The organism is Haloarcula rubra (assembly GCF_019599465.1).
Classification (GTDB): Archaea; Halobacteriota; Halobacteria; order Halobacteriales; family Haloarculaceae; genus Haloarcula; species Haloarcula rubra.
In genome coordinates this window covers 147,382-172,770 of the sequence record NZ_RKLR01000001.1, presented here as the reverse complement: position 1 = coordinate 172,770, position 25,389 = coordinate 147,382, and the positions used below count along the sequence as shown (strand labels likewise).

At 67.2% G+C, this 25,389-nt stretch carries 32 protein-coding genes and 1 tRNA gene; 10 read left to right on the top strand and 23 right to left on the bottom strand.

The window, feature by feature from the left end; translation table 11 throughout:
* Window positions 1–204: 204 nt before the first annotated feature.
* Both EGH21_RS00955 and EGH21_RS00950 read left to right on the top strand, forming a co-directional pair.
* Window positions 205–798 (top strand): DUF7344 domain-containing protein, encoded by a 594-nt coding sequence (locus tag EGH21_RS00955; RefSeq protein ID WP_220616604.1) that lies wholly within the window; start codon window positions 205–207, stop codon window positions 796–798.
* On the top strand, window positions 795–2,921 hold the full coding sequence (locus tag EGH21_RS00950; RefSeq protein ID WP_220616603.1) for a hypothetical protein: 2,127 nt from the start codon (window positions 795–797) through the stop codon (window positions 2,919–2,921). The genes EGH21_RS00955 and EGH21_RS00950 overlap by 4 nt, the downstream gene beginning before the upstream one ends.
* 99 nt (window positions 2,922–3,020) lie before the next feature.
* Here the strand turns inward: EGH21_RS00950 and EGH21_RS00945 are convergent, their stop codons facing one another.
* From EGH21_RS00945 to EGH21_RS00905, 9 genes are all read right to left on the bottom strand, one after another.
* Complete coding sequence (locus EGH21_RS00945) at window positions 3,021–3,875, bottom strand: UbiA family prenyltransferase (protein ID WP_220616602.1); 855 nt, start codon at window positions 3,873–3,875, stop codon at window positions 3,021–3,023.
* A gap of 58 nt (window positions 3,876–3,933) precedes the next feature.
* On the bottom strand, window positions 3,934–4,305 hold the full coding sequence (locus EGH21_RS00940) for a hypothetical protein (RefSeq protein ID WP_220616601.1): 372 nt from the start codon (window positions 4,303–4,305) through the stop codon (window positions 3,934–3,936).
* Between the two features lie 60 nt (window positions 4,306–4,365).
* The gene (locus tag EGH21_RS00935; protein WP_220616600.1) at window positions 4,366–4,662 is read right to left on the bottom strand and encodes a DUF8036 family membrane protein; all 297 of its coding nucleotides are present in this window, start codon (window positions 4,660–4,662) and stop codon (window positions 4,366–4,368) included.
* A 37-nt stretch (window positions 4,663–4,699) separates the two neighbouring features.
* Window positions 4,700–4,978, bottom strand: coding sequence for an ArsR/SmtB family transcription factor (locus tag EGH21_RS00930; RefSeq protein WP_220617279.1), 279 nt, complete (start codon window positions 4,976–4,978; stop codon window positions 4,700–4,702).
* 179 nt (window positions 4,979–5,157) lie between these two features.
* Window positions 5,158–6,282, bottom strand: coding sequence for a pyridoxal phosphate-dependent aminotransferase (locus tag EGH21_RS00925; protein WP_220616599.1), 1,125 nt, complete (start codon window positions 6,280–6,282; stop codon window positions 5,158–5,160).
* A 59-nt stretch (window positions 6,283–6,341) separates the two neighbouring features.
* Window positions 6,342–6,719 carry a hypothetical protein gene (locus tag EGH21_RS00920; protein WP_220616598.1) on the bottom strand — a complete coding sequence of 126 codons (378 nt, stop codon included), beginning with the start codon at window positions 6,717–6,719 and terminating at the stop codon, window positions 6,342–6,344.
* Window positions 6,720–6,862: 143 nt separating this feature from the next.
* Complete coding sequence (locus EGH21_RS00915; protein ID WP_220616597.1) at window positions 6,863–8,026, bottom strand: thiolase family protein; 1,164 nt, start codon at window positions 8,024–8,026, stop codon at window positions 6,863–6,865.
* Window positions 8,027–8,077: 51 nt separating this feature from the next.
* Complete coding sequence (locus EGH21_RS00910) at window positions 8,078–8,257, bottom strand: hypothetical protein (RefSeq protein WP_220616596.1); 180 nt, start codon at window positions 8,255–8,257, stop codon at window positions 8,078–8,080.
* A 34-nt stretch (window positions 8,258–8,291) separates the two neighbouring features.
* Complete coding sequence (locus EGH21_RS00905; RefSeq protein WP_220616595.1) at window positions 8,292–9,062, bottom strand: DUF7839 domain-containing protein; 771 nt, start codon at window positions 9,060–9,062, stop codon at window positions 8,292–8,294.
* 83 nt (window positions 9,063–9,145) lie between these two features.
* Between EGH21_RS00905 and EGH21_RS00900 the strand changes: the two genes are divergently transcribed.
* Together EGH21_RS00900 and EGH21_RS00895 are read left to right on the top strand one after the other, a co-directional pair.
* Window positions 9,146–9,826, top strand: coding sequence for a metallophosphoesterase (locus tag EGH21_RS00900; RefSeq protein ID WP_220616594.1), 681 nt, complete (start codon window positions 9,146–9,148; stop codon window positions 9,824–9,826).
* Between the two features lie 102 nt (window positions 9,827–9,928).
* Window positions 9,929–10,084 (top strand): hypothetical protein, encoded by a 156-nt coding sequence (locus EGH21_RS00895; RefSeq protein ID WP_220616593.1) that lies wholly within the window; start codon window positions 9,929–9,931, stop codon window positions 10,082–10,084.
* Between the two features lie 29 nt (window positions 10,085–10,113).
* Here the strand turns inward: EGH21_RS00895 and EGH21_RS00890 are convergent, their stop codons facing one another.
* Window positions 10,114–11,373 carry an NAD(P)/FAD-dependent oxidoreductase gene (locus EGH21_RS00890; RefSeq protein ID WP_220616592.1) on the bottom strand — a complete coding sequence of 420 codons (1,260 nt, stop codon included), beginning with the start codon at window positions 11,371–11,373 and terminating at the stop codon, window positions 10,114–10,116.
* Between the two features lie 82 nt (window positions 11,374–11,455).
* Between EGH21_RS00890 and EGH21_RS00885 the strand changes: the two genes are divergently transcribed.
* A complete protein-coding gene (locus tag EGH21_RS00885; RefSeq protein WP_220616591.1) occupies window positions 11,456–12,583 on the top strand; it encodes a threonine synthase in 1,128 nt (375 codons plus the stop codon).
* Between the two features lie 41 nt (window positions 12,584–12,624).
* Window positions 12,625–13,071 (top strand): DUF6653 family protein, encoded by a 447-nt coding sequence (locus EGH21_RS00880; protein WP_220616590.1) that lies wholly within the window; start codon window positions 12,625–12,627, stop codon window positions 13,069–13,071.
* Window positions 13,072–13,084: 13 nt separating this feature from the next.
* On the opposite strand, the gene EGH21_RS00875 is transcribed toward EGH21_RS00880, so the two are convergent.
* From EGH21_RS00875 to EGH21_RS00850, 6 genes are read right to left on the bottom strand one after another with little or no spacing between them, the layout of a single operon-like run.
* On the bottom strand, window positions 13,085–13,684 hold the full coding sequence (locus EGH21_RS00875) for a J domain-containing protein (RefSeq protein ID WP_220616589.1): 600 nt from the start codon (window positions 13,682–13,684) through the stop codon (window positions 13,085–13,087).
* Window positions 13,685–13,724: 40 nt separating this feature from the next.
* Complete coding sequence (locus EGH21_RS00870; RefSeq protein WP_220616588.1) at window positions 13,725–14,483, bottom strand: proteasome assembly chaperone family protein; 759 nt, start codon at window positions 14,481–14,483, stop codon at window positions 13,725–13,727.
* 5 nt (window positions 14,484–14,488) lie between these two features.
* Window positions 14,489–14,671, bottom strand: coding sequence for an RNA-protein complex protein Nop10 (locus EGH21_RS00865; protein ID WP_220616587.1), 183 nt, complete (start codon window positions 14,669–14,671; stop codon window positions 14,489–14,491).
* A 2-nt stretch (window positions 14,672–14,673) separates the two neighbouring features.
* Window positions 14,674–15,474 (bottom strand): translation initiation factor IF-2 subunit alpha, encoded by an 801-nt coding sequence (locus EGH21_RS00860; RefSeq protein WP_220616586.1) that lies wholly within the window; start codon window positions 15,472–15,474, stop codon window positions 14,674–14,676.
* A 1-nt stretch (window position 15,475) separates the two neighbouring features.
* Complete coding sequence (locus EGH21_RS00855) at window positions 15,476–15,649, bottom strand: 30S ribosomal protein S27e (RefSeq protein ID WP_220616585.1); 174 nt, start codon at window positions 15,647–15,649, stop codon at window positions 15,476–15,478.
* A gap of 2 nt (window positions 15,650–15,651) precedes the next feature.
* On the bottom strand, window positions 15,652–15,930 hold the full coding sequence (locus EGH21_RS00850; RefSeq protein ID WP_166969205.1) for a 50S ribosomal protein L44e: 279 nt from the start codon (window positions 15,928–15,930) through the stop codon (window positions 15,652–15,654).
* A gap of 137 nt (window positions 15,931–16,067) precedes the next feature.
* On the opposite strand from EGH21_RS00850, the gene EGH21_RS00845 reads away from it, so the two are divergent.
* Window positions 16,068–16,340, top strand: a complete 273-nt coding sequence (locus tag EGH21_RS00845) for an HAH_0734 family protein (RefSeq protein ID WP_220616584.1) — start codon at window positions 16,068–16,070, stop codon at window positions 16,338–16,340.
* An 18-nt stretch (window positions 16,341–16,358) separates the two neighbouring features.
* On the opposite strand, the gene EGH21_RS00840 is transcribed toward EGH21_RS00845, so the two are convergent.
* A complete protein-coding gene (locus EGH21_RS00840; RefSeq protein WP_220616583.1) occupies window positions 16,359–18,677 on the bottom strand; it encodes a DUF2298 domain-containing protein in 2,319 nt (772 codons plus the stop codon).
* 101 nt (window positions 18,678–18,778) lie between these two features.
* Between EGH21_RS00840 and EGH21_RS00835 the strand changes: the two genes are divergently transcribed.
* From EGH21_RS00835 to EGH21_RS00825, 3 genes are all read left to right on the top strand, one after another.
* On the top strand, window positions 18,779–19,546 hold the full coding sequence (locus EGH21_RS00835; protein WP_220616582.1) for a glycosyltransferase: 768 nt from the start codon (window positions 18,779–18,781) through the stop codon (window positions 19,544–19,546).
* Window positions 19,543–20,034: a GtrA family protein gene (locus EGH21_RS00830; RefSeq protein WP_220616581.1), complete on the top strand. Its 492-nt coding sequence runs from the start codon at window positions 19,543–19,545 to the stop codon at window positions 20,032–20,034. The genes EGH21_RS00835 and EGH21_RS00830 overlap by 4 nt, the downstream gene beginning before the upstream one ends.
* Before the next feature lie 68 nt (window positions 20,035–20,102).
* Window positions 20,103–20,177: transfer RNA gene (locus tag EGH21_RS00825), tRNA-Met, on the top strand.
* Between the two features lie 118 nt (window positions 20,178–20,295).
* Here the strand turns inward: EGH21_RS00825 and hpt are convergent.
* From hpt to EGH21_RS00795, 6 genes are all read right to left on the bottom strand, one after another.
* A complete protein-coding gene (hpt, locus tag EGH21_RS00820; RefSeq protein ID WP_220616580.1) occupies window positions 20,296–20,865 on the bottom strand; it encodes a hypoxanthine/guanine phosphoribosyltransferase in 570 nt (189 codons plus the stop codon).
* 44 nt (window positions 20,866–20,909) lie between these two features.
* Window positions 20,910–22,808 carry a hypothetical protein gene (locus EGH21_RS00815; RefSeq protein WP_220616579.1) on the bottom strand — a complete coding sequence of 633 codons (1,899 nt, stop codon included), beginning with the start codon at window positions 22,806–22,808 and terminating at the stop codon, window positions 20,910–20,912.
* Window positions 22,805–23,293: a hypothetical protein gene (locus EGH21_RS00810; RefSeq protein ID WP_220616578.1), complete on the bottom strand. Its 489-nt coding sequence runs from the start codon at window positions 23,291–23,293 to the stop codon at window positions 22,805–22,807. The genes EGH21_RS00815 and EGH21_RS00810 overlap by 4 nt, the downstream gene beginning before the upstream one ends.
* A gap of 87 nt (window positions 23,294–23,380) precedes the next feature.
* Complete coding sequence (locus EGH21_RS00805) at window positions 23,381–23,884, bottom strand: type IV pilin domain-containing protein (protein WP_220616577.1); 504 nt, start codon at window positions 23,882–23,884, stop codon at window positions 23,381–23,383.
* A 269-nt stretch (window positions 23,885–24,153) separates the two neighbouring features.
* Window positions 24,154–24,723 (bottom strand): DUF7344 domain-containing protein, encoded by a 570-nt coding sequence (locus tag EGH21_RS00800; RefSeq protein WP_220616576.1) that lies wholly within the window; start codon window positions 24,721–24,723, stop codon window positions 24,154–24,156.
* A gap of 122 nt (window positions 24,724–24,845) precedes the next feature.
* Entirely contained in the window at window positions 24,846–25,325 is a 480-nt protein-coding gene (locus tag EGH21_RS00795; RefSeq protein ID WP_220616575.1) for a type IV pilin domain-containing protein, read from the bottom strand.
* Window positions 25,326–25,389 lie beyond the last annotated feature (64 nt).

Genomic DNA, 25,389 nt, shown 5'->3' with positions numbered 1-25,389 from the left:
GCCGGTTGCAGCGGTGAAATAGGGTACTGAGGCCTGCAATCCGTCTTTTCGAATCGGTAACCCGACCGTATGTTCGGCCGGTAATAGTTTACCGACTATTAAAACGAGACAACCTCGGGATATTCCTATATGTCATCTATCTAACTAAGTCCCCTCCCTGTGGTGAGATTCGGCAGCGTTGACGCGGGGTCAACGGACCCAATCATGAGCGAAGTCGACGTCGAACCATCCAGACCACAGCAGGGCAGCGCGGATCAGCCACCCTCCGAAAACACCGTCTTCGAGATACTGAGCAACGAACGCAGGCGGTTCGTCTTCCACTATCTCAAGCAACAGGCACGGCGCGTGTACCTCCGCGAACTCGCGGAACACGTCGCGGCGTGGGAGAACGAGAAGGCCGTCGGGGAACTGACCTCGGCCGAGACGAAGCGCGTCAAGACTGCGCTCCACCAGCATCACCTGCCGAAGATGGACGCCAGCGGGTTCGTACAGTACGACAACCGCCGGGAGACCGTCGAACTCGCCGACGCCGTCGCCGACCTGGAGGTGTATCTCGACGTCGTCCCCGGCGTGGACGTGCCGTGGAGCCGATACTACCTCGCGCTCTCCACGCTCGGGCTGGTCGTCGTCACGGCCGCGTGGGCCGACCTCGGTCCGCTCGGTCGGGTACCTGACCTCTCCTGTGCGCTGTTCCTCGTCGTCGCCGTCTTCGTCTCCGCGGTCGTACACACCTACCTCAATCACTCGCAGCTACGCCTCGGGAGTACGGCCGAGCCACCAGAGGTGCGCGAGCGATGAGGCGACGCCGACTCGTCCTCGCCGTCGGCGCGCTGGTGGTGTTCGCGTCGCTGCTGGCACAGAGCGGCGCGTTCAGCAGCGTGACCGCCGGGCGGGGGCTGACCGCGGCCGTCGTCGAGGACGAGAACGCGTATCTGGGCATCGCACACGACCGGGTCACCGTCGACGGGAACGGCAGTTCCGACGTGACGCTCGCGTCGTTCACCAACCGGTTCGGGAGGGCCCTCGAACTCGACCTGACCGTCACGAACGAAACCGACGGCGGCGTCCGACTGACGAACTTCGAGAAACCGGGCTCGCTCGACAGCGGCGAGACCGGTGCTCTCGTCGCCGACGTCAGTTGTAGCGAGAGCGGTGCCACGGAGACGGTCACGGTCGAGATACGCGCGACGGGCAGCGGCGTCGAGGTGTCGCTGGACAGAACCGTCAACGTCGAATGCAGCGGCGGCAGCCTCCAGGACACCCTCGCCGAGACCATCCAGGGATCCATCGAGCGAGTGCAGGACATCGGCGACAGTTTCGGCGGCACGAACCAGTCCGAGACGACCACGACGGCGACCCAGACTAGTGACGCCGACTCGTCGTCGGATGGCGGCGACAGCGACGCCGACACACAGGACTCGGGAGGGACTACCGAGCAGCAGACGGACACCCGCACCGACAGCAGCACCGAACAGGTGGCGTCCCAGAGCGTCGACACGACTCAGCTAGATGAGACGCGCACACCCGAGTCCGAGTCGACGGCGAGCCTCCTCGACGTGGTGTCCAGAGAGCCGACGCCGGAGGGAGACGTCACGCCGACGTCGGCACGGACCGAGACCGACTCTCCGACTCAGAGCGAAGCGCCGACGACCCCGACCGCGACTCCCGTCGATACGGCCACTGCGTCCGCCGACCGACAGCCAGACTCGTCGACGGAGTCTCCGTCGGAGGACTCGCCAGTCACGACGTCGTCCCCCGAGACGACCTCGTCGGAGACACAGTCCACGGACGAGACCGACTCGTCTTCGGACCCACCACCAGAAGTGTCGGCTCCGACGCCGAGTGAGACGGCGACGGCAACACCGACAGACGACACGACGGCGACCGAGTCACAGACGCGGACTGACGGTTCGAGCCCTACACAGACGGTCGACGACGCTGGTGCCACGGCGACGTCAGCACCGACGGGGTCACCGACCCGGACCACGACCGGGGCAGCGTCACCCACCGAGAGCGAGACTCCGACCGGGACGTCGACAGCGGGAGGGGCCGCCACGTCGACCACGGAGGCGACCGCTACGACGGCCGAATCTACGGCGACCGAACAGCAGACGTCACAGAGCGAAATTCGGGACGAAGACGCGTCCGTGACGCAGACCGAATCCACGGCGACCGAGGCACCGACGTCGGCCGACTCGGGGTCCGAATCTCAGGCCACCGAATCGGCCCCGACGGCGACTCCGGCAGAGACGTCGACTGCGACGCCGGTTCCGACCACGACGCGGACTGCCACTCCTGCGGAGTCGTCGACGGGGACCCGGACGCCGACAACGACGGCGACGGAACCGGCGTCGGAGACGCCGAGCAGAACTGACACGCCGACACTCACCCAAACGCCAACCATGGACGCGGGAGGGTCAGCATCCGACTCGTCGACGGCGACACCTGAGCCGACGCCGACGGAATCGAGTACACCTCCGCCGTCCCCTGCACCGACGTCGACACCCACCGAAACCGAGACAGAGACTGAAACGCCGACGGCCACCGGGACAGATACTTCCAGTCCAACCGAGACGGGGACCGAGATACCTGCAGAGACAGAGACTGATTCGGCGGTTCAGATAGAACAGGAGACGGAAACCGGGACGCCGACAGAGGACGACACGCCGACACCAACCGAGACGCCCACTGAGACAGAGACGGAAACGGCGTCACCGACCAAGACAGAGACGGAAACACCAACAGAGACGGAAACGGAGACACCGACACCGACTGAGACTGAAACCGAGACGCCGACCGAGACATCGACACCAACCGAGACAGAAACGCCGACACCGACTGAGACGGAAACCGAGGCCCCGACTGAGACAGAGGCGCCGACCGAGGCAGAAACAGCAGACGAGGGCGAGACGGACGATTAGTAGAACTTCGACCGACGCGAGCGCCGGTTCACTGGCCGTGAGAGACGCGCGAATCACGGGACGGTCGCGGCAGAGGACCGACCGACGACCGCGCTCGACTCACCCGAGCGGCCGGAACCACACCGCGGCCACGAGCACCGCCAGAAAGAGGTACGAACCGCGAATGAGCAACTTCGTCGCCAGCTCCGACTCCGCGCGGTGGGCGACGGCGGCGACTACGCCGAACACGACGGCCGCACCCGCCGCCGTCGGGGGGACCCCGGGCAGCGTGAACGCGAGGCCGACGACGCCGACCATCGCCGCGACGAGCAGCGACCGGGCCAGTTGCCGCGCTCGTCGGGGCCCCAACACCACCGCGACGGTCCGTTTGTCGATGGAGCGGTCGTAGTCGTAGTCCTTCTCGTCGTCGATTATCTTGATGCCGGTCAGCAACGCGAGGAAGACGGCGGCCAGCCCCAGTACTCGCGGGCTGAGTGCCGAGGCCTGCGCGTAGTACCCGCCCAGTAACGCCAGCGCGATGCCGGTCGGATAGCCCATCGTCGCCCCCACTGGGTTGAGGTCGAGTTGCGGCGCGTGCGTGTAGCCGATGACCCACGTCGGGAGTGTCAGGAGGGCGGCGCCCGGGCCGACGAACAGCCAGAGGCCGACCGTGCAGGTCAGAAAGCCGACTCCGGCGCCGACGAGTGCGCCGCGACACCCGCCGACCGTCAGCGGGTGGTCGTCGTCCTCCCCGCGGACGTGGAAGTCGACGTAGCCGTCCTTGACGTGGGCGGTGTAGACGGCGAAGAACATCGCCGCGGCGTGGAGCGCGGCGACGGCGACCGTGACTTCGCCCGCGAGCAACGCGCCGAACAGCGACGTCGCCAGCGGTGGGAGCATGAACACGGGGTGTACCTGTGAGGCGAGGGCTCTGCCCGCCGCGACGGGGCCGGACTCGTGTCGGGCGACTGCCATACGACGACACAGGGCCCGACGTGGCAAAAAGTCTCGTGCGGCTCTGTCTCGGCGGGCCCTACCGCCAGTTGTCGCGGTCCAGCACGAACTGTGAGATGTGGGACGCGAGGTCTCGGCCGTCGCCCTCGCTCGACGTGTGTAGTTCGCCCGAGACGGGCCCGGCCTCCCCGCCGACGCCTTCGGTCTCGGAGATGGGGTCGGTCCCCGTCGGGTACGGACGACGGGAGCGAACCCGGTCGCGCAACCGCTGGAGCGTGGCCGCCGAGAGCTGTTCGTCCAAGTGCTGGAGGTCGTAGCGGACGATGTACCCGCGCGTCGCCGCCCGGACGGCGACGACGGGGTGGCCGCGGTTCGCACAGCGCTCCCAGATTGCCTGTTGCTCGTCGGGCGTCGCGTAGACCGGGACGTTCGACGGGGCGAGGTGGTCCATCGAACCACCGTACGGGTCGGACCCCTATCGACCCTTCGGCTACTGCAATATCGACGACAGCTACCGGAGCGTCGTGTAACTCAGGCCGGCGATGGCGACGAACTGGAGCGCTCGCAACACGAGGACGGCCTGCTGGACGTGTGGGTCGCCGGCGTAGAAGCTCTGCATCGAGAAGAAGAAGTACAGCGCGACGGCGTTCTCGACGAGCATCGCGACGGCGAACGCCACCAGTCCGGCGACCAGTCCGGTCCGGAAGGTCGCGTAGTTTCGCACCCAGACCCCGAGCAACGGCAACAACAGGAGGACGTTGACGCCCGCGAGTACCGCCGCGGCGGTGATGAGGGTCCCCATCGCCATCAGCCCTCGACCTCCTGCCGTCCGTCTGTGCTGTCGCTCATGTGTCCATCTGCTCCACGATGTCCTCGAAGGTGTCCCGATACTGGTCGAACCGGTCGGTGAGGAAGTACAGTTTGGCGTAGTCCTCGTCGCCGGACTCGACCACGTCGTGCTCTTCGAGTTGCTCCATGTGGTGGCGTATCGTCTTGTAGCCCACGTCCAGTTCGTCGGCGAGTTCGTTCGCGTTCATCGGTCGCTCCGTGAGGGCGTCGATGATGCGCGCCCTGTTGGCACCGCCACGCGTCGCCGTCAGCAGGTACCAGAGCGCTTTCTCCATCCCTCTCGTATCCTGACTGCTCGTGCCTGTCTCAAAGGTCTGTCTCTCGGCGGTCCGCTCGCCGGCGTCCCGCCGGTCGCTGTCGTGTACGTGGCCCACGGCGAGTTCGCTCGAACCGAGGACAGCGACCCTGAAAACCGTTCTTGCAACTCTCTACCGAGACCGTACCAATTTCGGGACTACTCCCGAACCGCCGCCGTCGCCTCGGCCATGACGTCGATGGCCTCCTTCAGCGTCTCCAGGTCCGTCGCGTAGGAGATACGGGCGTAGCCGTCGCCGTTCTCGCCGAAGGCGTCGCCGGGGACGACGACGACGCCGCGGTCGATGACTTCCTCGACCCAGCCCTCGGGCACCTTCGGCATCGCGTAGAACGCCCCCTTCGGCGTGGGACACTCCAGCCCCATCTCCTCGAAGCCCGCCAAGAGGACGTCGCGGCGCTCCTCGAAGGCCTCACGCATCTCCGCGACTGGCTCCTGCGGGCCGGTGAGTGCCGCCTCGGCGGCGTACTGGGCCGGCGCGGAGGCACAGGCCTGTGCGTACTGGTGGACCCGGAGCATCCGCTCGATGCGTTCGTTCGACCCGGTGACCCACCCGAGGCGCCACCCGGTCATCGAGTACGCCTTCGAGCAGGCGTTGACGACGACGACGTTGCCCGTATCGTCGAACTCCGCCGGGGAACGGTGCTCGCCCTCGAACACCTGATGCTCGTACACCTCGTCGGAGATACAGAGCACGTCGTGGTCGCTCGCGATGCGGGCGAACTCGCGCATGTCCTCGGGCGACTGGACGGCGCCGGTCGGGTTGGCCGGCGAGTTGACGACGAACGCCGCGGTGTCCTCGGTGATGGCGTCCTCGACCGTCGCGGGGTCCATCGTCAGGTCCTCGCGCAGACCGACGGGGTTGGGCGTCCCGCCAGCGAGGTGGGTCAGCGCGTCGTACGAGACGAACCCGGGGTCCGGGAAGACGACCTCCTCGCCCTCGTTTACGTGGGCCTCCAGCGCGATGTGGAGGGCTTCGCTCCCGCCGGAGGTGGCGATGACGTCCTCGGGGTCGACCTCTAGGTCGTTGTCCCGGTCGTGCTTCGCGGCGATGGCCTCGCGGAGTTCGCGGGTCCCCTTGTTCGACGTGTAGGCGTCGACCTTGCCCGACCGGATGGCGTCGACGGCGGCCTCGCGAGCGTGGTCCGGCGTCGGGAAGTCCGGTTGCCCGAGGCCGAGGTTGATGGCGTCCTCGCCCGCGGCCTCGAACACCTCGCGGATGCCCGAGATGGATACCTGTTCGACGCGGCTGGAGAATTCGGTCATGCTCTGTCCTGTGGGGGGTAGGCCGATAATTCTTCCCGATTTCGTCGGCCCGGCGTCGGTCAACACACCGCCACGTCGTCGCCGCCGACGCGGGTGGTCGTGGTGGGTGTCACGACGTAGGTGGCCCGGGAGGCAGTGTCGGCGAACACCCTGTCGTCGCCCGTTCCGACGGTGTAGGCGTACGGGACCGTCACGTCGACGTAGACGCCCCCGAGCGTCACCTGCCGTATCTCGGCGTCACGGGACGGTCCCGCACCCTCGTCGGTCCCCCAGTCGGAGAGGCAGGCCGCCTGCTGTTCGAGACGGTGGTCGACGTACTCCGACTCGGCGTCCAGGGCGCGTCGCTCGGCGGTCGTCGCACCCACGGCGAGGACAGCGGCGGCGAGTACCACGAGAACGGCCACGTAGCGGAGCGTCCGATTGGCGTGGACGGGCATCGGTGGGACGGGGTACTCGACACGGTCCCGAAGAACCAGCGGTCGCTTCGACCGGCCTTTGAGCGTCTCGCTCGTGCTACCGCCCCAGCGACATGGCGATAGCGCCCCCGCCGCCGACTTCCTCGCGTGTCCGCTGGGCGGTCCTACCGCACCAGCGACATGGCGATAGCGCCCCCGCCGCCGACGCTCATCCCCACCACGCCCCTGTCGTGGTCTTCGCGTTCCATCGCGTACACCAGCGTCGTCGTGAGGATGCCGCCACTGGCACCGATAGGGTGGCCCAGCGCCACCGCGCCGCCCAGCGGGTTGTGCTTCTCCGGGGGAATCCCGAGTTCGTCGGCGACGTACACCATCTGTGCGGCGAAGGCCTCGTTGAGTTCGAAGTGGTCGACGTCGTCGACCGAGAGGTCGTTCCCGTCCAGCAGTTTCGAGACGGCGTCACAGACCGCCAGCGAGAACTCCGAAGGGTCGCGGTAGGCGACGGCGTAGTCCTCGACGTGGGCCATCGGCCCCAGTCCGGCCTCGTCGACCGTCTCGGCGTCGGCCAGTAGCAGTGCACCGGCGCCGTCGGAGAGTTTCGAGGCGTTGCCCGCCGTGATGGTCCCGTCGTCGGCGAACGCCGGTGGGAGTCTGGCGAGGTCCTCCATCGTCGTCTCGGGGCGCGGGCCTTCGTCCTCGGTGACGAGGTGGTCGCCTGCTTCGACGGGGACCATCTCCTTCTCGAAGTGTCCTTCGGCGATAGCCTCGCCGGCGCGGTGGTTGCTCCGGCGGGCGTACTCGTCCTGCCGTTCGCGAGAGACGTCGAAGCGCTCGGCGATGCGGTCGGTGAGCGTCCCCATGTGAGCGTCGTAGGTCGCGTCCCACAGGGCGTCGTGAATCATCGCGTCGACGAGCGTCGAGTCCCCGTGTCGGCGGCCATCGCGCATCTCCCGGACGAGATAGGGTGCGTTCGACATCGACTCCATCCCGCCGGCGAGACAGGCCGACGCCCGGCCCGCGTCGATGCGGTCGACGGCCGTCGTGATGGCTCGGAGGCCCGACCCCGACGCCTCGTTGGTGGTCGTCGCCGGACACCGGTCGGGGAGCGGCGACTCGACCACGACCTGTCTGGCCGGCACCTGCCCGACGCCGGCCTGTACGGCGTTGCCGAGACACACCCAGTCGACGAGGCCCTCGTCGACGCCGGTGCGGTCGAGGACGCCCTCGACGGCCGCCCGTCCGAGGTCCGTCGCCGACTTCGCCGAGAGGGCGCCGAGGAGACTGCCGTGTGCTGTGCGAGCGCCGTCGACCACGACCACGTCGGTCATACTCCGAAGTGACGCCGAGGCTACAATACTGTTCGCCCGCCGGCCGGCTGCTCACTCGTCGTCGCTACCCGTGGCCTCGCGCAGGGACTCGATTGCCGTCTCCAGACGCCGCAGGATGGCGTCGGCGTCGGTGTACCCCTTGTCGTACTCCTCGTAGGCCGAGTCGGCCTCACCGAGGAACGTCTGGACGGCCTCTGTCACGTCGTCCGAACCGTCGTCGCTGTCGCTCATACTCGACCCGACGCCCGCCGGCGAGGAAAAGGTTTCACTGCGTGACGTCGTAGCCGACGCTCGCGTCCCGCAGGGCGTCGGTGACGCGGCCGACCGTGTCCTGTGTGGCGACGACGACGGCGTCCAACCCGCGAGAGGCGGCGTCGGCGGCCACCTCGCCGGCCGCGAAGTACGTCGTCGGTTCGACGCCCGCCTCGCGGAGGGCGGCGACTGCCTCGACGCCCGCCGCCGTGACGATGGGGGCGTCCTCGCAGGCCGCGGCGATGTCGTCCGTGTTCGTGACGGCGCCCGACCGAACCGGCGGGACCTGCACGACGCTGACGTGGCCGGGTTCGAGGTCGATGACGCCCTCGAATCCGGTGACGCCGACGACGGACCCCGCCGCGGCGCTCGTCGTCGTCACGCCCGTCGCCCCGCCGTCGTCGCCGGGCGCGGCGTGGAGCAACCCCTCGGAGAGCGAGAGCGAGACGGTCTCGCCTTCCTCTAACGCGGCCTCGGCGATGGCGGCGTCTTCCTGGACGCTCCCGAGGACGTCGTCGGTGACGCGGTCGACGAACCGCCGCATGTCGGTCGCCGACTGGAACACCCAGTCGACGCCCTCCTTCGTGACCCGGTAGCGAGAGCGCCCCTCCTTCTCGACGAGGCCCTCGTCGACGAGGTCGCGGATGTACTCGCTGACCGCCTGACTCGTCACACCGACGGCCTCAGCTATCTCGCCCTGACTGACCGCGGGTTGGCGCTCCGCTATCTCCACGAGGATGCGAAAGCGCGTCGCGGCCCGTTTGTTCTCGAGGACGTCGACCATAGTGGCCCGTAGTCGGCACGGCTAAAAATACCTCTGTCCTGCGGACGCCAGCGATATGTGCGCGTAGCCCCGACACCGACCCGATGGACGCACGATACGACGACCGGGCGCTGGTCGTCGGCGACACACTCGTCGTCGCCGACCTCCACGTGGGCCGCGGCACCGGCGGGAACCTCGAGTTTCCGGTCGGGTCGGGGACCGACGTCGTCGAGCGGTTCCGCTCGCTCGTCGAGCGACACGGTCCCGAGACGGTGGTGGTCGCCGGCGACTTGCTCCACTCCTTCCAGACGGTCCCTCGGACCGTCGAGGACACCGTGGCTGGCCTGAAAGCCGTCGCCCGCGACGCCGGGGCCCGTCTCGTCGTCACGCCGGGCAACCACGACACGATGCTGGACTCGGTGTGGGACGGCCCCACGGAACGCGAGCACCGAATCGGCGACACCGTCGTCCTGCACGGCCACGAGGCACCCGACAGCGACGCCGACCGCTACGTCGTCGGGCACGACCACCCGACCATCGTCATCGAGGGACAGCGCCGCCCGTGCTATCTGGTCGGCCCGGACCAGTACCGCGGTGCGGACGTGGTGATGCTCCCGTCGTTCAACCGCCTTAACGCCGGCGTCGTGGTCAACGAGATGTCGGCCGGCGACTTCCAGTCGCCGCTCGTCACCGACGCCGACAGGCTCGAACCGGTCGTCTGGGACGAGAGCGCCCGACAGACCCGGTCGTTCCCGCCGCTGGGGGAGTTCCGTCGGCTGTTGTAAGGGCTCGGCGACCGGCGGGAGACGGCCGCGAACGGCGCGGTGACGCGCGGCACCGGAGCGTATAACGGTAGGTATTTGGGCTACCGCGGTGGACCCACGGATATGGTTCAGACTGGTGCCGCACTCGCGCTTATCGCGATAACGCTGTTCTGCCTGCTGTTGCTGTACTTCGCGACGATAAAGTACGTCTCGGCGGTCCTCATCGACGACGAGGAGGGACACGAGGGAAACACGAGTAGCGGCGGCCCGGCAGCGTAGGCCCGCCGCGACGCCTTCGAGACGTCGTCTCAGGACAGTCTCTCCGCCGCGATTCTCCCGCTCTCCAGCGCACCCTGAATCGACGACCAGCGGGTGTAGTCACCGGCCAACACGACGTCGCCGTCGGGGGCGTCGGGGTCCGGCAGGCCCGCCCTGAAGCCCGGCGGTTGCGCGAACTGCGCGAGAGGCACCCGGTCGGTCCGCAGGTGTTCGAGCGCGTCGAACCCGGCCGCCGGGTACCAGGACCCGAGCGTCTCCTGCACCGCGGCCGCCAGCGTCGCGTCGTCCTCGTCCGGGACGCCGAGGAACGTCGCGCTGTACAGTTCCATCCCCTCGGGGGCGTACTCGGGCGCGACGGCGGACATCGGCGCGACGGTGTTCGGGCGGTCGTCGGCCGCGTTGAGGACGATGCGTTTGCCCATCGACGGCGCCTTGCTCGTCGGCAGCGAGAAGTACTGGGTGACACAGCCCAGCGCGTCGGACGGGACGGCGTCGACGCCGGTGAGTTCACGAGCGGTGGCGGGGTCCGTCGCGACGACGGCCCCGTCCGCCGTCACCGTCTCGCCGGCCACCTCGACGGTCACTTCGCCGTCGCTCCCCTCGACGGCCTGCACCTCGCGCCCCGTCTCGATGGTCGCCCCCGCCGAGACGGCGCGGTCGGCCAGTTGCTCGGGCATCGCCTGCATCCCCGCCGCGGGGACGAATATCTCGCCCTCGCTCAGCATCTTGTAGGTGTACTCGAAGACGGCGCTGTCGGTGCCCAGCGAGCGGTCGAGCGTGATGCCGCCGTAGAACGGCGCCGCGAACCGCTCGACGAAGCGCTTCGAGAACCCTCTGTCGGCGAGGTACTCGGCGATGGACTGCCCGCTACCGGGGCCGTCGAGGATGGTCTCGGCGTCCCGCCCCGCCAGTTCACGCTGGAGCGAAAAGAGTCGAAGTTTGTCGGCCGTCCGGACGTCCGTGTTGAACAGCGTCTGCGGCGCGGCCGTCGGGTTCCGAAGTGGGTCCGACAGCACGGACCGGTGGTTCGGGCGAGCGATGGTCGCGCCGGGCGTGAAGGGACGGGGCGAGAGTGCCTCGACGTCGAGTTCGCGCCGGACCGCTGGGTAGGCGGAGAACAGCACCTGGAACCCCCGGTCGAACGTGTAGCCGTCCTCGTGGGTGGTCCGGACCCGGCCGCCCACGCCGTCACTCGCTTCGAACACCGTCACGTCCAGTCCCGACTCTGCGAGGTGGCGGGCCGCGACCAGTCCCGCGAGGCCCCCACCGGCGACGACCACGTCTGTCATGGGCCGTGGTTCGGACTCGTGGCTCATGAGGATGCTGGAGTGGACCGGACGACACTTGTGGGTGCCGTCCTCACGGCCGGGTATGCAGACGACAGCGGCGTTCCGTGGCCTCTCCTGTACCGCGTGTGGCGCGTCAGCCGACCCCGACGAAGAGCGCTGTCCCGACTGCGGCGGCGTCCTCGCCCCCGAGTACGACGCCGACGAGGTGGCGAGTGCCGACGACGCCCGACCGTTCCCGACCGACGCGGCCGTCAGCATCGACGAGGGGGCGACGCCGCTCGTCGCGGTGCCGACGCTGGCCGACGAACTCGGCGTCGCCAGCGCCGCGGTCAAGGACGAGGGCCGCAATCCGACCGGGTCGCTCGCCGACCGGAAACTGGCACTGGCCGTCTCGGCGGCCGTCCAGCAGGGCGCCGACCGCGTCGCGACGCCTTCGCCGGGCAACGGCGCACAGGCCGCCGCGGCGTACGCCGCCCGCGCGGACGTCGACTCGAAGGGGTTCGTCCCCTCGCGCTGTCCGTTCCTCAACAAGGCGATGGTGAACGTCCACGGCGGCGACATGTACGTCGTCGAGGGCCGCTATCCCGACGCTGTGGCGGCGTTCGAAGGGAGCGACGAGGCGTTCACGTCCGTCGCGCCCGGCCACCCCTTCCGCGTCGCCGGCGGCGTGGCGCTGGCGCTGGAACTCCTCGACGACCGCGCGTGGACCGCACCCGACGCCGTCGTCCACCCGACCGGCCACGGCGAGACGGTCGTCGGCCTCGAACGCGGTTTCGCACTCGCCGCGGCGACCGGCCTCGTCGAGTCGGTCCCCCGACTCTACGCGGCCCAGCCGGACGCGTCGGCGCCAATCGCCGACGCGGTGCGCGACGGCGTGGCCGACCCGACGCCGGTCGACCACCCGGACACCATCGTCGGGCCACTGGAGATTCCCGACCCGGCCGCCGGGGCCGCCGCCGTCGACGCCCTGCACGCGACCGACGGCGGTGCCGTCGCGGTACCCGACGAGGACGTGTTGCAGGGTGCGGTCGACGGGTGCGAGATGGGGCCCGAAGTCGGGGCGACCGGCGGGACTGCCGTCGCCGGCGTCCGAGCGCTCGCCAACCGCGACGCCTTCGCGCCGGACGAGGACGTGGTGCTCGTCAACCCCGTCGCCGGGAGCAAGGAGGCCGACCTCCTCCGCTCTCACCTGATGAGTCAGGGGCTCTGAACCGTCGGTAGGGATTTGACGGGGCGAGCCGACCGTTGGGTATGGCCCCGTCCCACCTCCCCTCGGACGACTCCGCCCTCGACCGCTACTTCTGGGCGCGTCACGCCAACCCACTGAGCGGGTGGTCCCGCGTCCCGACCCTGCCGCTCCTGATTGCCTGCCTCTACCGGCGGGACTGGCGCGGCCTCGTGCTGACGCTCGCGTTCGTCGCCGTCAATCCCTTCCTGTTCGCGCCGCCCGAGGACGACAGTGCGTGGATGACGAAGGGGGTGTACGGCGAGCGGCTCTGGACGAAGGCGGACCGCGACGCGACCAGCTATCCGACCGTCCTGAACTACCTCACCGGCGTGGCGGGGCTGTACGCGCTCTACGCTGCCGTCCGCCGTCACCCCGCGGAGACGGCGCTCGCGACGGCGCTGTCGATGGCGCTGAAACTCTGGTTCGTCGCCGAGATGGTCCACCTGTACGAGGCCCAGCGAGACGGCTAGTGGTCGCCCCCGACTACGAGGCGTGCTGTTTCGCCATCGTGTACGCCTCACGCACCCGCTTGAACTCGTCCTCGTCGCCGCCGTGGTCCGGGTGGACCTCTTTCACCCGGTCGCGGTAGGCCGACTTCACCTCGGCCAGCGTCGCCGTCTGTCGCAGTCCGAGTTCGGCGAACGCCTGCAACGTCGGGTCGGCGGACCGCTCGGGGGCCGGTCCGAGCGACACCTCCGGCGTCTCGAAGGGGAGGCGAGCGCCCAGATGGACGCCCGGCATCTCGTGCTCGACGAGGACCGGCCGCGTCGGCGACCGCTCGATGCGGTAGTACGCCCGCGCGTCGAACGTGATGGCGACGTCCCGTTTGGGGAGGTAGAAGGCGACGTGCTGGCCCTCGACGAAGTGGTTCTCCGCGAACTGCTCGTCGATGGCCTGCAGATACTCTCGCAACTCCGCGCGTCGGCGTTCCTCGCCGCCGTCGCGCAACTGGCGTGCCTGCTGGTCGGCGGGAAAGAGTCGCCCCGCGAGGACGAACAGTCCGGCGACCAGCAGACTCCCGCCGAGGCCGAGGACCACGCCGAGGAGCAACCACTCCGGTACCGAACTCGGGTCTACCTGCACGCGAGTCCGTTGGCGCCGGCGAAATAAGAAATTCTCGCTGTCACCCGATGTACCGGAGGTCCTCGTCGGCCGGCGACGGCGCGTTCTGCTGTTCCATCTCCTGTATCTTCCGGACGACTTCCTCCATCTCGTCGGCCCGTTCCTCCAGCGACTCGTAGTCGACGTCGAAGCCGACGACGTCCTGGAGGATTTCGAGGACGGCCTGCGCGCTCTTGGGGTCGACCAGATAGCCGGACGTCTCGCCCATCAGACAGGCCGCCGGGATGTCGCGCCGTTCGCCGAGGCCCAACAGGAGTCCGGAGACGCCGACGATGCCGCCGGCGGGTTCGTCCTCGCGGAAGACGACGCCCGACGCTTCGAGCCTGTCGGCGAACTCGTCGGTGGTCGTCGCGCCCAGCACGTCGTACTCCTCGATGAGTTCGCCGGTGGGGACCCCGCCCAGCGCGAACACTTCCTCCACGCCGAAGTCCTCGCCGACGTCGAGGAACGCGTCGGTCAGGCCGTAGTGGCCCTCGCTGTCCTGTGCCTGATGGTCGCCCGAGAGGACGAGCATGTCCCGGCCCTCCTCGGGCGTGACGGCGTGGAACTCGGCGCTCGCTAGCTGGGCCGTCCGGTCGTCGATGCTGACCTGCGGCGGGAAGTGCGTCGAGTAGACGCGCCGGACGAGTTCGCTGTCCAGTTCCTCCAGCAGGTGCTCGGCGGCGAGTTTTCCGACGTGTCCGACACCGGGGAGGCCCTCGACGAGGACGGGGTCCTCCAGGTCCGGGTCGGCGAGTACTTCGATGTCGAATTCGTCCATACCGCCTATTGGCGGTTGCGGCGCTTAAGTGAACGTCGATACTCGCCGTGGGGGTCCGTCGGGTCGAACGGTGCCGGGGCGCTGTTGACCGCCTCGGCGCCACACTCGGGACAGGAGTCGGAGAGGGTGTACACCGGGGCGCCGTGTTCGGTGTCCCACGCCGAACACACCCGGATGTCGGACTTCATCGTTACTCGTCGTCTTCGCTACGCTCGCGGTGGAACTCGGCGCTCCCGCCGTGCTCCTCGACGACGGCCTTCGCGCGGGCGGCGCTCTCTTCGAGTTCGCCCTCGGCCGTCTTGTAGTCGGGCGCCTGTACCTGGATGCGGTACTCCGGGGACCCGACGTAGGTGACTTCGAGTTGAATCTCCTCGGGCACCTCGCCGTTGCCCTCGGCGGCCTTCAGCGCCTCCTTGATGACGTCGACGCCGTCGGCGGTCGGGCACTCGAGGTCGACGTAGCCCGTGACGTTGACGTACGGCACCGAGACGTTGTTGCGGGCCGTCTGGACGATGGCCTCGACTTCGTCGTCGTCGAGGTCCGTCTCGTCGAGAGCGTCGGCGCCGTGGATGGCGGCCGCCTCGAACCCGTCGTACAGCGACCCGAACTCGGCCAGGAGCGCGTTCGCGACGGCGCTGTACGCCTCGTCGTCGATGTCCTCGCCGAAGGCCAGTTCCATCCAGTTGTCGGCCTTCTGCTCGTTCTTCCACTCCTGAATCTTCTCTTTGCGCTGGTGGTCGTTGACGTCCTTGATGGAGAGGTCTATCTGCTGGGCGCTCTCGTCGACGTCTAGCACCTTGGCGACGACCGTCTGACCCTCGTTGACGTGGTCGCGGACGTTCTTGATCCATCCGCTGGCGACCTCGGAGATGTGACAGAGGCCACGCTTGCCCTCGTACTCCTCGAGGTCGACGAACACGCCGAAGTCCTCGATCTCGTCGACCTTGCCGACGACGAGTTCGCTCGGTTCGGGCCAGCCGCTGTATTTCATCCTATCGGGCCTCGACGACGTCGGTCACTTCGCCTTCGATGGCGGCTTTCCCACCGGTGGGTCGGGCGAGGGTGTGGCCACAGACGGCACACGAGACCTCGGTCGACGCCTTCTCGAAGAGGGTCTGTTCGTTCTCGCAGTCCGGACAGGCGACGGTGACGAAGCTTCCAGCCATGATTACTCCTGGAACTCCAGTCGGCCGGCGCGCCATCCTTCGCGGAGGTGGGCCTTGCCACACTCTCCGCAGCGGTACTTGAGGTCCGTCTTCTTGGTGGGTTTGTCCCCACCGGGGACCTTCGAGAACTTCCCGTCGTTCCCGATACCGGAGTTGCGTTTGCGCTGGCGGTCGATCCACTTCATTCCGGTCTCGCGACCGGAACGGACCTTCTCGACCTCGTGTTCGTTGTGCTCGTTACAGTGCGGACAGTACGTATTGAAGCGTCGCGGCATCTCCATAGATATCGACCTTACGGGCGATTCGACACGGGCGCTTAAAACCCGTACGGTTCGGAGTGGGCCGCCGTCTCGCCATGTGGACCGTTCTCTCGCTCGCCTTCGAAGTCACTAAGTACGCCGTTTCCGAAGCCACTGCCATGAAGAAGCTCATCATCCACGGGGACCCCGGCCTCCGGAAGGGCGGCCGCATCGAGTACGACGGCGACGAGTACGAGGTGTTCGCCGTCGCTCGACAGGGCGACTGGCACGGCCCAGACCGCCCGCAACTGTGGTGTACTATCGGACAGGAAGACGAGGAGGAGACGTTCAAACGACAGGACTACATCCCGATTCACCTCGACACCGAGGACGTCGAGGCCGAAGCGGTCACGGTCCTTCGCGAACGCGGCGAACCGAGCGCCGAAGCCTGAACGCGGTCCCGTCGCTTCTCAGAGCTGTTCTCGGTGGACGCGGTACACCACCACATCCCCGGCCCGTTTCTCTACAGTCACGCCCGAGACGTGGTCGACCGTTATCTCCCCGTACCGGGCGCGCTCTGCGGGCCCGACGTAGACGTACCGCACGTCGTACTGCCGCAGGAGCGCTATCTGGTCGCCGGCGCTGCCGGTGTATATCGTCCTGACGTCCTCGACGCGCGTCTGATACACCGTTTCGTTGCGGTACTGGGCCTCGTGGTACCAGCCAGCGACCGTCGGCAGGCCGGTCAGACTCGCCGGGGCACTGGACCCCTTGCCCTCGTCGGGGTTCCACCGGTAGCCGGCGGGCGCGGCGGTGACGATGGTCGGTCGCCCCTCGACGGTCCGGTCCAGCCAGCGAATCGCCTCGGCCTCCCGTGGGTGTTCGCGGTCCAGATACGCAGTGCCGTCCAGCGTCGGGTCGCCGGCGGCGCCGACGTGGTTCGAGAGCGCGAACGCGCCGTACACCGACGTCGAGACGACGAGCAGGGCGACGAACGCCCGTATCCCGGTCGTCGTCACCGTCCGCCGCGTCTCCCCGTCGGGCCGCCACCGTGTGAGGAGCCACGCCAGCACGGGGCCGACGGCGGCCGCCCACAGCACCCACACCTGCATGTACGTCTTGAACACGGTGTTCATCCGGCCGATGTTCTCCTTCACGAAGACGAACTCCACGAGCAAGACGAGGCCGGCACCGGCCAGAATCAGGACGACTTCGAAGTCGACAGTGCGGTCACCGCCGTCGGTGAGCGCGGGCACGGAATCGAGCGACCGACTCAGCGACGGCGACCGGGCGAACAGCCACGTTCCGGCGACGAGCGGGACGAGGAGTCCGACCGCGGCGAGGTCGACCGCCGCGCCGAGGAAGACGACGCCCACCGTCGCCACACCGACCACCCGTGCTCGGTCCGTCCCGAGCGCCCGTCCGGCCTGCGCGTAGAGGTAGAGCGCGAACGGGACGAGGAACACGCCGTGGACCGAGAGCAGTTCGAGCAGGGAGGTCCGGTCCGGGAGGACGGCTATCTCGCGGCCGCTCGCCGCACCCAGCCAGAACGGGAGCGACCACAGCAACCCGACGAGGACGATGGCGACGGCGACGGCGAGTGCGACGCCGACGCGGACGGCCTCGTGTGTCAGGCCGGTCGTCCGGAGTCGCCGGCCGACGCCGTTGGGCAACAGCGTCGTCGGGTCCGACGGGGCGAGGACGACGGTCAGCATCGCGAGGCCGGCGACGGAGGGGAACGACCACGTGTTCGTCACGGCCATCAGGCCCGCCAGCGTCGGGAGCGCTCCGAACAGGAGCGTCAGTCGGCGACGCCACTCCACCGCCGGCGTCTGGTAGTAACTGAAACACAGCGCGGCAGCCAACAGCAGGAAGCCCGTGCTCATCATGTGAGCGTGCATGTCGCCGTTGAGCCACGCGAAGAGGGGGAACTCGTCGATGACGAAGGCCGCACTGGGCTCGTAGGTCACGAAGTCACCGGCGTCGTCGGTGATGACCCGGCTGGCGTCCCAGTAGCTGAAGCGGTCGGGTCCGGCGGCGAGCCCCTCGATTTCGTAGCCGACGGCGCTCGCCACCCACTGCGTGACGCCCTCGGGCAGGAGCCAGATGAGGAACCGCGTGGGCGTCGAGAGGTTGCTGGCGACGCCGACGAAGAAGGCTGAGAACCCCGCGGCCAGTCGGCGGGGGACGCCTCTGTCGGCCGCGACGGCGCCAGCCAGTCCGTAGGCCGCGGTCACGAGCGTCGCGTAGAACCCCGCGAGAGCGAGGTTGTAGGCGTACTGGCCGGCAGTTCCCGTGAGACGCGTGAGGATGGCCGCCAGCAGGTGGCCGCCGTAGTAGTACGCCACCGGTTCGCCGGCGAACCACATGTCCTCCGGCGGGAGCGTGTCGGCCCGCAACAGCGACTTCAACAGGCCGTAGTCGAGGAACTTCTCGCCACCGATGGGGACGATGGCGGGGTCCAAGGCCCGGACGGCGACAAGGAAACCGAAGGCGAGCGTGAACACGGCCGCGACCTCCGCGTAGGCCCGTCCGTCGACGGTGACGCCCCGGACGGCGGCGACCCCCGCGGCGGCGACGAGGGCGACGAGTCCGAGGTAGATGCCCGCGGTCAGCGAGAGGCGACCGACGACGTAGGTGACGAGCCACAGTATCGTCAGCGCTACGGGGATACCGAACGCGACGCCACGGTTCGCGAACCGCGGGAACAGGACCGCAGCGACCGTCGCGCCGACGTAACAGAGCGACAGGTAGAGCGCGAGCCAGAGGACGACGAGGCCGTACTCCATCACCCGAGAGAGTGCGACGCGGGCCTATACGTCTTTTGCACCGGTCGGTGTAGCACGCGTCTTCGAACTGTTTTTACTCGCCCACCGAGGAAGCTAACACGATGTCGCGTTCCGTCGGTATCGTCGTCCCGGCTTACCGCCCCGACGTCGCCCAGTTGCGGACGTACGTCACCGCCATCGACGAGTACCTCGACCCGGCGACCATCGTGGTCGAACTCGACGCGCCGAGAGACGACGTGCCCGAGCGACTGGCCGACCTGCCGGCGCGCGTCGAGACGGTGCCGTACCGCCGCGGGAAAGGTGCCGCCGTCACCGCCGGGTTCGAGACGCTGTCGACGGACGTCCTCGTCTTCGCCGACGCCGACGGGTCGACCCCCGTCGACTCCCTCGCCGAAGTGGTGTCGCCGGTCGCCAACGGCGACGCCGATCTCGCCGTTGGGTCCCGACGCCACCCCGACGCCGCGGTCGCCAGCCACCAGACGTTCGCCCGCCGGTTCCTCGGCGACGCGTTCGCGTGGCTGGCCGGCCGCCTCCTCGACGTCTCGCTGTACGACTACCAGTGTGGCGCGAAGGCCATCGACGCTGGCGCGTGGGCGCAGGTCCGCCGGCACCTCTACGAACCCGGGTTCGCGTGGGACGTCGAACTGGTCGCGATGGCCGGGGCGCTCGATCTGCGCGTCACCGAGGTGCCGATAACGTGGGAGGACAGACCGGGGTCGACCGTCTCGCCGGTCCGTGACTCCGTCGCATTGTTCCGGGCGCTGTTGGCCGCCCGTCACCGGGCGAAACAACTCAGTGACGACCGCCTCCACACCGCTATCGCCGCCCGCCGGGAGGACCCGACGGCGCTCGTCGAACGTGACCGATGAACGGACCGGGTGACCGCCTCCGGCGCTTCGTTCCCGACCGGTTCGAGTCGCTCGTCTCCGGTGTCCGGTTCGGCCAGTTCGTCTCCGTCGGCGTCGTCGGTGCCGTCAGCGACAACACCGTCCTTGCGGTTCTCGGCCTCGTCTTCGGCGTCCCGGACCTCTGGGCGAAGGCCGCCGGCATCGAGACGGCCATCGTCGTGATGTTCCTCGTCAACGAACACTGGACGTTCTCGACGATGGGTGCCGCCGGTCGTGGCCCTTTCCTCAAACGCCTCGTGAAGTCCCATGTCGTCCGCTCGGGCGGCGTCACCGTCCAGCTCGTCGTCTACTGGTTCCTGACCCAGTACCTCACCGTCGAACTCGTCGTCTTCGATACCGACCTCTGGTTCATCGCCGCGAGCCCTATCGCCATCGCCGTCGCGATGCTCGTCAACTACGTCTTCGAGAGTCTGTTCACGTGGCAGGTCCACCGGGACGGCGCCGCATAGCGCGTCACTAATTCACGGACGGCACTCGAATCACAACCCTTAATGAGGGGCCTCGGGTATGAACAGGTAGCGGGATGGGATAGCCAGGAGATTCCGGCGGGCTCATAACCCGCAGATCGGTAGTTCAAATCTACCTCCCGCTATATTCTGTCGCTCTCAAGACCCAGAGCGACGAACCCGTCCACGGAGATTATAACTATACTACGGACGACCGAGCCGGTATCCGTCTGACGAACTCCAAAACCGCAGGCAGTGTGCGTGCTATCCGTCGCCGTGTTCGTCGACGATGACGACTTCGCCGTCGTCGACGGTGACGTTGATGAGCGTCTTCGCGTCGTAGCCGGCCTCGTCGAGGCGGTTCTCGCCGTCGGCCTTCTTGATGACACAGACGATGTCGCGGATGTCGGCACCGATGTCTTCGAGCGCGCCGGTCAGTGCCGCGAGCGTCCCGCCCGTCGAGAGCACGTCGTCGAGGACGAGGACGCGGTCGCCCTCGTAGACGTCGTTGACGTACATCTCGTTCTCGGAGTAGCCGGTGACCTGCGAGAGCGCGACTTCTCCGTCCAGTCCGTACTGGCGCTTGCGGACGACGACGAGGGGGATGTCGGTCATCAGGGAGACGGCCGTCGAGAGGTGGATGCCCATCGCCGCGGGCGTGACGATCTTGTCGACGTTCTCCAGTTCCGCCTTCCGGATGATCTTGATGACGATTTCGCGGAGGAGTTCCGGGCGCAGCATCGGGACGCCGTCGCTGATGGGGTGGACGAAGTAGTGATAGCCGTCCTTTTCGATTATCGGCGCGTCGAGGAGCGACTCCTTGAGCTGGTCCATGCTGGCGGTACTGCGAGCCCGTACAAAAATTCGTCGTCAACGAGTCACAGCAGGGGCAGCAGTTCACCGAGGGCGCGAACCATCGGCAGAGCGTGTGTGTCGCCGAGCGCGTAGTACTCGACGGCGGTGAGGAGGCCGAACAGCGCCGGGAGGGCCGTGGTCACACCGAGGAGCACGGCACCGACGCGCCCGGACCAGCCGTCCGAACTGCCGGCGACCGCCCACACGCCGAGCGGAATCGCGACGGCCAGCGAGAGCAGTGCGTGGAACTGGAACGCTTCGCCGAGGCCGTTCGTCGTGAGCGCGACGACCACGACGACGAGTTGGCCGCCGACGGCGATACTGCCGGCCACTGTCCAGGCGAACAGTCGATAGTTCTCCGCGAGCGTCGCTCGCAAGACCGGGAGACGAATCAGGAGGTAGATACCCAGCGGGTAGAGCGGGAACAGGTACCGAACCGTTATCTGGGCGTGAATCGGCAACCGACTGGCGTACTGCAACGTCACGCCCAGCAACAGGAGTATCGCGAAGATATCGACGACGCGTGGTCCCGAGAGAATCCGAGACGGAATCGACGGCCGTCGGCGTCGTCCCCGAAGTGACGCGACGACGCCGGCGAGGGCGAGCAACACTGGGGCCGACTCCAGCAGCGAGAGGTTGACCGCCTCCTCGTTCGACAGGTCGACCGTCCCGGCCGTGTAGCCCGAGCGGACGAGGGCGTGGTAGAGTTCGGACGGTTGCGAGACGATTGCCTGTGCGCCTACGAGGAGTTCGCCACCGAGGAGGAGCAGGGGCTCGACAACCGGTTCGATGGCGGTGAACAACGGAGCGAGCACCGTCAGGATGCCCGTCGAGGTAGCACCACTTCCCGACCCGGCGGCTGCGGTGCCGGTACTCCCGCTCCCGCCACCCGACCCGGCGACGGCGAGCAACCGTGGCGGGCGGATTGGTGACCCGGCGACGAGTGCGTTCGTCACGAAGAACGGGACCAGCGAGAGGCCGAACGCGACGGCGACGAGTAGCAGCGTCCTCGGACTGTTCTCCGGCGCGGTCGGGACGTCGACGAGCGCGAGGACGACGGCGAGGAGCAACGCTTCTGGCGCGTGCACCCACGCGTACAGCCCGACGAGCGCGTAGGCGAGCGCACGGAAGGTCGCTGGCCGTCTCATCAGGACGCCGTCGGTCGGCATCCGGCTCCGGTAGAGGCAGTACGCGACTGCCACGACCACGGTCGCCGTCAAGACGTGGCGTTTCGGTACCGTCGCCCAGAGCGCCAGCGGCGTTCCGAGGGTGAACGCCACTGCAGTCAGGGTACCGACGCGACTCGTGTGCATCCGCCGGACCAGTCGATACAGCAGGACTGGCGCGAACGCCGCGACGGTGAGGTGGAACAACTGGAGCGCGTAGAGATGGGTCGACGCGCTATCGAGCGGCCGGGCCAGTGCGACGTTCAGGCCGAAGACGGCGAGCACGAGCACGCTCCCCCCTGCGACGACAGTCTCGCTATCGAGGTGTCGGCCGAGGGTGACGACGAATGCGAGCAATCCGAGCGACCACAGTGCGACGATGCCGATTCGCAGGTCGACGACCGCGCCGAGACCTTCGAGCAGCGCCCAGAACGGTAGCGAGAGGACGATAGCGCCGTAGTTCCGAGCGATAGGGTTGCCCCGGTAGTACTCCGTGCCCGGCGTGTCCAGACTCGGGCCGTACACCGCCTCGGTGAGGAAGACGTTCCCGTTCGAGAGACTGTAGAGGCCGTTCGCGAGCGTGTACGTATCTGTGATGAGGATCGTCGTGCGCCAGAACAGCGCGAACAGACAGGCACACCCGAGGAACAGGGCGAGGCCGACTCTATCGCCGAAGAGTACGGCGACGACGCTCTCGCGGACGCGTGTGAGCCGCTTCCGGTCGAGACGTCGTCCGACGACGGTGTCGGTGCTCATCCCACCACCTCGACGGTGACGTTCCGCTGGCCCACTACGCGGCGACTACGCGCGTCGTCCACGACGACGTCGAGCGTCCCGGCGTAGCTCTCTCGGGACAGTTCGTCGGCACCGAAACTGTCGGCTTGCAGCGTCACCTCGAACCGCTTGCCGACGCCGTCGTCGAGAAAGTGCACCGTCGACCTGCTGTACCCGAGTTCCGCGACGCTCAGACGGTACGTGACCGTCGGTGACCCCGATAGCGAGGTGAACTGCACCGTCGCCGGCGGGATGTCGAGGTAGTACCCCTCCTGCCCGTACGAGGCCCGCTCGACGGTCACACGGTCGGGAAACTGCACCCCCGCGACCGTCGCGTTCCCCTCTCCGTAGGCGACGTCGTGCTCCTGTGTCAGTGTGACACCGGGCACCAGCGGCCCCGAGACGACTGCCGTGACGACGACGACGCTCGCCACCCCCAGCACGATGGCACGCTGGTAATCCATCATTACGTTGCTCTTGGGTGGTGTAAATAAAAGCATCGTGGCGTAGCCGTCGCTATCGGGCTGAAAAATACGAGAATGGAAGCGAGTTAGTTACGCTTCGGGGCCGGAGTCTTGAGCGAGCGTGGCGGAGTTGTCGCCTTCCGGTGGTTCGTAGACGACGCGAACATCGTAGTCGTTGAACGCAGCAGCATCTATACCGGAACCTGCTGAGACCTCACTGCTAGTTCCTCCAAAGGCTGATGAGTCTGACCACGCACCATCTCCTTCGAAGTAGTTAGCATTCGAAATACTGTCTGTACTCGCTTCCGAGGAGGTCATGATATTGCTACCCCGAAGGTAGAGACTGCCTGCTTGGATGGTATCGCCGCCATCGTGAGTGATGGTAAGAATACCACTGTCAGACGCAGTACCAGCACTAGCGTCGTAGTCGAATGCGAAGCTCGCCTGAGGAGTCGTCTGCTGTGCCTGGTCGCCGAGTCCGAGGACGAACGACGCGATGACCGCCGCGAGGATGACTGTGATAGCTACCATCAGGATGACCCCGATAACGGGCGAGACAGCGTCGTCGTCGTTGAACAGTTCTTTTAGGTCCATGTGTTTGTGTCCACGCACACCGCAGTGTGTTGTTTCCCGGGCGATAATCAGTCCTTAACCCCACCACACCACAGATTATCGCTCGCGAAGGTGTGCTGTGTCACCTCACATGAGGTGGGTACACTTATACCCACACTACGTTTTAGCGCTTCAAGCCGGGCCTGAAACCCCTCAAGACCCACCTGTAAACCGAAAAACTGGTTCGAGGGCTCGATATTTAAAAAGGCGGTCGAACGCCCTCTGATTATCATCAGTGAATACTGGAGACGTCACTTGTCGTCGTCGTTGAACTCGGTCAGCGTCATCTCCCGGCCCAGCACGGTGTGGTACAGCGCGGACCCGGTGAGGACGACGGCCATCACCGTCGCCCACACGAGCGGCGGGAGCAGGGTGAAGGGGTAGACGCCGACCCAAAGAACGACGACGACGGCGAGACTGATGGCGCCGAAGGAGAGGTAGTACTCGCGCCACGGGAACTCGCTCCCGGGGACGATTTCGAGATACACCGTCAGTTCGTTCGTCTGCGGCGTCGTCGCGATGACGCCGTCGTCGGCGTCGTACTCGACGATACCGGCTTCGTCCATCCGCGGCAGGTGGGTCTGCTGGAGCGTCGTGTAGACACGCTTCCGCTGAGCGCTGGAGACGTCGTCGGAGTCGCAGTCGTACTCCCGTGACGCGACGTGTGAGGCGAGGGCACCCAATTCTACTGGGCCGCCGTTCTCGCGGAGGTACTGCAGGACGTAGCGACGGCGTTCGTTCTGGAGGACGTCGAAAATCTCGCCCTTCGAGAGCGAGTCTGCGGAGTCCTCCGACGGGCGGGGTTGTGCCTGCTGACTCATGCACCGGTCACTTCCCTTCGCCCGACCCGAATCATGTGTCGTAGTCATGCGAGTCGACGGTAATAATCGGTACGGTCCGCTAGTCGTCTGGTGCCCGAGTCGAAAGAAAAGCAGCGACGTGTTTAGGCGTCCGGACCGGACCACTCGGCGAGCGTTGCGGAGTTGTCGCCTTGGTCAGACTGGAAGGTGACGCGGACGGTACCGTCATCTAAGTCTCCTGAGGAACTTGCTTCAATGGTAACTGAAGTCCCTGCCGAAATCTCGCTTCCGTCACTGTACGCGGCGAACTCGGTGAACGCAGCTGATGTTTGTCCAGAGACAGTGCCAGTACCGTCAAAACTGGTATCAGAAGTTATCTGCAGGTTCTGAGCTTCTATAGTGTCGCCACCATCGTGAGTGATATCTAACTCACCGTCACCAGTTGCACTATCGTAGTCGAAGCTGAAACTCGCCTGCGGCGCGGTGTTGCTGACCTGGTCGCCCAGACCGAGCACGAACGTTGCGATGACCGCTGCGAGGATAACTGTGATGGCGACCATCAGGATGACGCCGATAACGGGAGAGACGGCGTCGTCGTCGTCGAAGAATCGTTTGATGTCCATGGTTTGTCTTGTGTCCGACACTTTCGAGTCGAGCCGATAGCGGAGAGTATCCGCCCGTCTCGCA